6 protein-coding genes and 1 pseudogene are annotated in these 5,350 nt (G+C 60.9%); 2 read left to right on the plus strand and 5 right to left on the minus strand.

Annotated elements, in window-relative coordinates:
• On the minus strand, positions 1–473 hold a 473-nt coding region (locus AAFM29_RS04930), incomplete at its 3' end, for a 2OG-Fe(II) oxygenase (RefSeq protein ID WP_341711700.1).
• 100 nt (positions 474–573) lie between these two features.
• Here AAFM29_RS04930 and AAFM29_RS04935 point away from each other — a divergent pair.
• The gene (locus tag AAFM29_RS04935; protein ID WP_341711701.1) at positions 574–1,122 is read left to right on the plus strand and encodes a cytochrome b; all 549 of its coding nucleotides are present in this window, start codon (positions 574–576) and stop codon (positions 1,120–1,122) included.
• A gap of 48 nt (positions 1,123–1,170) precedes the next feature.
• Here AAFM29_RS04935 and AAFM29_RS04940 read toward each other — a convergent pair whose 3' ends face one another.
• The 3 genes from AAFM29_RS04940 to AAFM29_RS04950 form a co-directional block, all read right to left on the minus strand.
• Positions 1,171–2,163, minus strand: coding sequence for an RcnB family protein (locus AAFM29_RS04940; RefSeq protein WP_341711702.1), 993 nt, complete (start codon positions 2,161–2,163; stop codon positions 1,171–1,173).
• 145 nt (positions 2,164–2,308) lie between these two features.
• Complete coding sequence (locus tag AAFM29_RS04945) at positions 2,309–2,872, minus strand: TMEM165/GDT1 family protein (RefSeq protein WP_341711703.1); 564 nt, start codon at positions 2,870–2,872, stop codon at positions 2,309–2,311.
• Positions 2,873–3,347: 475 nt separating this feature from the next.
• Positions 3,348–4,214, minus strand: a complete 867-nt coding sequence (locus AAFM29_RS04950) for a sterol desaturase family protein (protein WP_341711704.1) — start codon at positions 4,212–4,214, stop codon at positions 3,348–3,350.
• 216 nt (positions 4,215–4,430) lie between these two features.
• Between AAFM29_RS04950 and AAFM29_RS04955 the strand changes: the two genes are divergently transcribed.
• Entirely contained in the window at positions 4,431–4,994 is a 564-nt protein-coding gene (locus AAFM29_RS04955) for a hypothetical protein (RefSeq protein WP_341711705.1), read from the plus strand.
• Positions 4,995–5,044: 50 nt separating this feature from the next.
• Here the strand turns inward: AAFM29_RS04955 and AAFM29_RS04960 are convergent.
• Positions 5,045–5,350, minus strand: a pseudogene (locus AAFM29_RS04960) (energy-dependent translational throttle protein EttA); the annotation flags it as partial.

Raw genomic sequence — 5,350 nt, forward strand, 5'->3', positions numbered from 1 at the left:
TCGTTGAGGAAGGCCATCGCGGTCCAGCAGCGCTGCCCGCCGCGCTTGCGCTCGAGTTTCCAATATTCCTGGTCGGTGTAGAACCAGTCGTTGTGCGGCTTGAATTCCTGCCCCGGCAGGTAGCGTTGCCCTTGGATCCGCTCCCCGTTTTCGGGATTAATGCCCAGCAGATCGTCGATTCGTCGCGAGATCATCTTCACGAAGGGATCGTAGGGATCGAAATTGCCCGAATAGGAAGTACGGAACTTTGCGACATAGGCGGTCTCGTGCAGCTCGCTCGGCCGCGCGACAGCGTCGATCATGGTGATCAGGCGCTGGCATTCGTCGAGTGTCAGGAAATTGCCGACTGCAAAGATCTCGGCCTTGTCGGTGGGCACCTTGTAGATCTGCGGGTCGGCCTCCAGGCGCTGGCGCACCTGCGAGCCAATGCGCTTGAGCGCGCCCTGATCGGGAATGGTTGCGATCCGTGTCATGCCGGCTCTGTTAGCAAGCTGCTGCCTCGCATCAAGTATCCAGCTTGTCGTCGCGAACCAGGGCGCTAGTCTGTATCGTCCAGACTCCAGGGAGACGACGATGACCGATACTGCCGCACGCCGCTATTCCACGGGGGCGATGATCTTCCACTGGCTGATCGCGATCCTGGTGATCATGAACTGGCGTATCGCCGAAACGGCCGAGCACCTGGAAGGCGCGGACAAGCTGGCCGTGTTCGGTTATCACAAGGCGTGGGGCATGCTGATCCTCGCGCTCACGGTCGGTCGCCTGCTGTGGCGCTGGTCGCATCCGGTGCCGCCGCTGCCATCCGACCTCAAGCCGTGGGAAGCGAAGCTTGCGCGGACCATCCATGTCACTTTCTACGTCCTGTTGATCGCTTTGCCATTGGGCGGCTGGCTGGCCAGTTCCTACGGCGGTCGCCCGGTCGACTTCTTCGGATTTTTCACAATCCCCATGCTTCCGGTCGGCGAGAGCAAGGAACTGAGCAAGTCCATCTTCGACGCACACGCAACCGGCGGTTCGATCTTCATCTACCTGATCGGGCTACACATTCTCGGTGCGTTGAAACATACCTTCATCGACAAGAACGGCGGTATCTTCCGCATGCTGCCCTTCGGCAAGGCCTGAACCCAAAAGCAGGAACCCCCGCCGAGCGATCGGCGGGGGTCTGCTAACTTACCAGAAGAAGTCGTAGATCACGTCGACCACTTCGCCGCTGTAGATGTCGACCAGCAGCACGTCGTCATAATAGCGCACCCAGCGATAGGGTCCGTAGACCGCGGGCAGGCGATAGCGCCAAGGGTCGCTGATCCAGTAGCGGCTGCCGAAGAACAGGTTGCCCAGGTGGAACCCGATGCTCAGGCGACTGTAGCGATGGCCGCGATAGGGCGAGTAATAGCGCCCAAGCCGATACAGATTTCGGTTGTGGCTGCGATAGCTGTACCAGTTGTAGCGACGGTCGTCGCGCCAATGACGCCTGTCCCAGCGGTCATAGTCGTGCCAGCGGCGCCCATCGTGGTAGCGTGCGCGGCGGCTGGCATCACGATAGCCATCCCGATAACCGTCACGACGAATGCTGCGGTCTTCGCGACGGTCACGGTGGGCCTCGTCGCGCCGACCATCGCGATAGGCGTCGCGGCGAATGGCACGATCCTCATACCTCTCGCGCCGTGCCTCGTCCCGTCGTCCATCGCGATAGGCATCACGGCGAGCATCGGTGTAGGAACGGTTGCGGTCACCGGCATAGGTCCGGTTGCGATCGTCCTGCCTGACTTCGATCTGGCGTTGCTCCTGGCTCCGCTCGCGGCGGTTCCAGTCCTGTCCGCTGCGTTCCTGCGCCACTTCGGCACGGCGGTCCGAACGGTTCCAGTCGCGTCCGCTTCGCTCACCATCGCGTCGTTGCGAGTCGCGTGACACTTGGCGCGAGCTGTCAGCCTGCTGCTGGCGGCGCTCGGTGCGTTCCGGTGCGGCCTGCTGGCGCTGTTCACGTCGTTCCTGGCGCGCTTCGCTGCGACGTTCCTGCCGCTCGCGCGGCTGGTCGCCCGAGACGCGCTCAAAGCGGGTCTGGCGGCGATCCTGCGCCTGTGCTTCGACCGGGATAGCGGTCATTGCCATGGTGGCTGCGAGCACCCCCAGGGCCGATCCCTTCATCAGTTTGCTCATGGACATGGAGCGAGTTCCTCGTGGCTGTAAATGCCGCTCCACCACCTGCGGCGCATTGTCGATGTCGCAATTTGTATCACCTTCGCCTGACCCGTATCTGAACCGGGATGACGGCCTCCTGTTAATGTTGGGGCGAGATTTACTGAACGCATCATGCCGCATCGGCAATTACCCAGGCGCCCACCGCGAAGAATAGCAATGCCGCCACGATCCGCACTGCCTTGAGCGATACGCGTTTCACGATCGCGTCGCCGAAATAGACCGCCGGCACATTTGCCAGCATCATGCCCAGCGTGGTGCCCACCGTAACGAGCAGCACGCTTTCGAACCGCGCTCCGAGTGCGATGGTGGCGATCTGTGTCTTGTCCCCGATCTCGACCAGGAAGAAGGCGATAGTGGTTGTCAGAAAGGCGCCGAACCTCGCCGTGGCGGGTCCCTCGTCCTCATCGAGCTTGTCGGGTACCAGGGTCCACAGCGCCATCGCCAGGAAGCTTGCCCCCACTGCATAGCGGAGCCACGGGCCCTCCAGCAGCCCGGCGATCGATTGACCCAGGAAGGCCGCTATGCCGTGATTGGCCAGCGTTGCCACCAGAATACCCAGGATGATCGGCAGGGGCTTGCGAAACCGGGCTGCCAGCACGATCGCGAGCAGCATGGTCTTGTCGCCGATTTCGGCGAGGGCAACCACGGCGGTGGAGGTAAGCAGAGCTTCCATCAAGTATCTCCGGGCCGGGCTTGGCGACTGCAACGACACCCGACCTTCCGCCCGGCCGGACGAAAGTCAGGTGTCATTGGTCTTGCCCGGGCGGAAGAACCGCACCCCTGCGCCACGACCTCTCGGCCGAGTATGTTGACGCGAAGGAACCGCCACGACGGCGGGCTACTCCCCAGATGACGCGAGCGCGTTAGCGAAGGTGGGGCGAGACGGCAAGCCGGGGGCTGGTTGCGCCCAGGAAGTGCATGTGGGTCGCCCAACCCGTTCAGTTTCATGTGTTCAATCCTGAAACATGGAACACATGGAACACGGTTCGAAGTTCTAAAACCGTGTTCCAGCCCTGACGGTTTGATAGACCGTCAGACGGCTCTGCTTGGGGATGTTGCGGGACTTCCATTGCTGGAGGGTAGCCGGTCGCGGTAGGGTAGGAAAATGAGTGGAGAATTGGTGAGGGGACTGAGCAACCGCTGTCTGCTCACTTCGCCATCCTTGCCCTTCGACGTTCGAGCCAGGGAAGGATCGGGAACAGGAATTGCTCACGGATCGAAAGACGCTTGCGTTCATCTTGTCCGACAACTGAAGACTCCCCTTCACGGAAGGTGCCATACATGCGGTCGAACAGGATCACGCAATTGCCGTAATTGCAGCGGGTGTCTTCGAAGCTCAAAGCCGTATGGTGCAGGCTATGGTGTCGGATCGTCGTGAAGAAGAAGGAAAACCACTTCGGCGGGTCGGCGCGAACGTTGGCATGGGCATAGTAGGAAATCGCCCCAAGCGAATTGACCGCGGCGAACCTCGCGGCCTTGTCGAACTCGAATAGCGCGATCACGCTGAGACTGATCAGGAAGAGCTCTATCGGATTGCCGATATAGCCTTTCATGGCATTCAACTGGGTCACGTGGTGGTGCGGGGCATGCGTCGACCAGAGGATGGAGTTGTTGTGCATCCAGCGATGCATCCAGTACTGGCCGAATTCGAACAGCAGCATGACGAGCGCGACCTGCACCAGGAAGGGCAGTGACGCCAGCCACGGTGTAGAAATCCCCAGCGCTTCCTTGGCGCTGGCGATCGGGCTGTCCGCAAAATTATCGGCAAACCAGCCGATAACAGTGATGCCGAATGCGACATAGAAGACGTCGGTAAGGAACTCCTGCCGGTTGATCCGCCAGCCTTCGTGCCGTTCGTGGACCCATTCCATCATTTGGACAAAGGCCAGCGCAACAAGGCCGACCACCGTGATCGTCCACCAGGTGTCGACCCAGGCCACCGGGGCGAAATACCAGAATGTCAGGATTGCGGCGACCGTTGCCGGCGGCAACAGATCGAACAAATATTGCTTCATCTGCCGTCCCCCCCAAAGCCCGAAGGCTGGCACCTCCCCGGTGCCTGAAGTTGCGAGCGACCAAAATTCGCGATGGGGCGATCCTATCCGAGTAGGAGCATACAGTCGAACGCAATCTATGCTGTCGCCGCTATGCTTCCGAACACCAGGCCAGTCGGACACGTTCCCCAACGCGCTGGTTTCTGGCAAATAGCCGCGGAGGGGGAGGCACTGCCGATGCGTTATCTGCCAGTGATTGCAGCTTTGCTTGCGGTGGGTGGGTGCAGCACCGTTCCGGAACCGCAAGCTTCAAGCGGGGATTCGCGCCTAATTGCGGCTGAGAAGCTGATCGATGCCTTTTACTCGTTCGATCCCAAGCCGTTACGATTGGCCTTGGTTGATGCCCCAGCCTCCCAGCTGCGAATTCTCTATTACCAAGGTTGGGCGGAAGGCGGGAACTATGCCGTTATCGGTCGCCAGCAGTGCGAGTTCGTCAATCACGACGAGGCGGTATGCGCAATCACCGTAAGGGATGATTTGATCGCTGCGCTGGGAACCGGTTTTTGGGTTACGGACAGCTTTCACCTAACCTTCCAGGATGGTCGGATAGTGAAAGTCAGCACTAGCTCGAATGACCCGCCAGACTTCGGGGCAGGGCTGGCATGGCTACAGGCGGAACGGCCCGAGATCATGTCCGGCCCCTGTCTAGGCTTCTTTGACGGCGGCCCTAGCCCCGGGGACTGCGTTCGCGCGGTGGTTCGCGGATTCAGGGAGTATCGGGCTGCAAGGCGATCCGAATGATACCGATCGCCGGGTCGCAAGCGGCATAACCGCCTGCGACCCGGCAGTACTCAGCGCGTCAGCTTCTTGTATGCCAGTCGCGTGGGGCGATCGGCCGCGTCGCCCAGGCGGCGGCGCTTGTCTTCTTCATAGGCTTCGAAGTTGCCTTCGAACCATTCGACGTGGCTGTTGCCTTCGAAGGCGAGGATGTGCGTCGCCAGACGGTCGAGGAAGAAGCGGTCGTGGCTGATGACCACGGCGCAGCCTGCGAAGTTCTCGATCGCGTCTTCGAGCGCGGCGAGGGTTTCGACGTCGAGATCGTTGGTCGGATCGTCCAGCAGCAGCACGGTGGCGCCGTCTCTAAGAAACTTCTCACT

The organism is Erythrobacter sp. (genome assembly GCF_038133525.1).
Classification (GTDB): Bacteria; Pseudomonadota; Alphaproteobacteria; order Sphingomonadales; family Sphingomonadaceae; genus Qipengyuania.

Excerpts from the sequence above, each read along its gene's own strand:
- AAFM29_RS04935 (WP_341711701.1), top strand. The coding sequence starts at position 574 with ATGACCGATACTGCCGCACGCCGCTATTCCACGGGGGCGATGATCTTC.
- AAFM29_RS04955 (WP_341711705.1), top strand. The coding sequence starts at position 4,431 with ATGCGTTATCTGCCAGTGATTGCAGCTTTGCTTGCGGTGGGTGGGTGC.
- AAFM29_RS04950 (WP_341711704.1), bottom strand. The coding sequence starts at position 4,214 with ATGAAGCAATATTTGTTCGATCTGTTGCCGCCGGCAACGGTCGCCGCA.
- AAFM29_RS04940 (WP_341711702.1), bottom strand. The coding sequence starts at position 2,163 with ATGTCCATGAGCAAACTGATGAAGGGATCGGCCCTGGGGGTGCTCGCA.
- AAFM29_RS04945 (WP_341711703.1), bottom strand. The coding sequence starts at position 2,872 with ATGGAAGCTCTGCTTACCTCCACCGCCGTGGTTGCCCTCGCCGAAATC.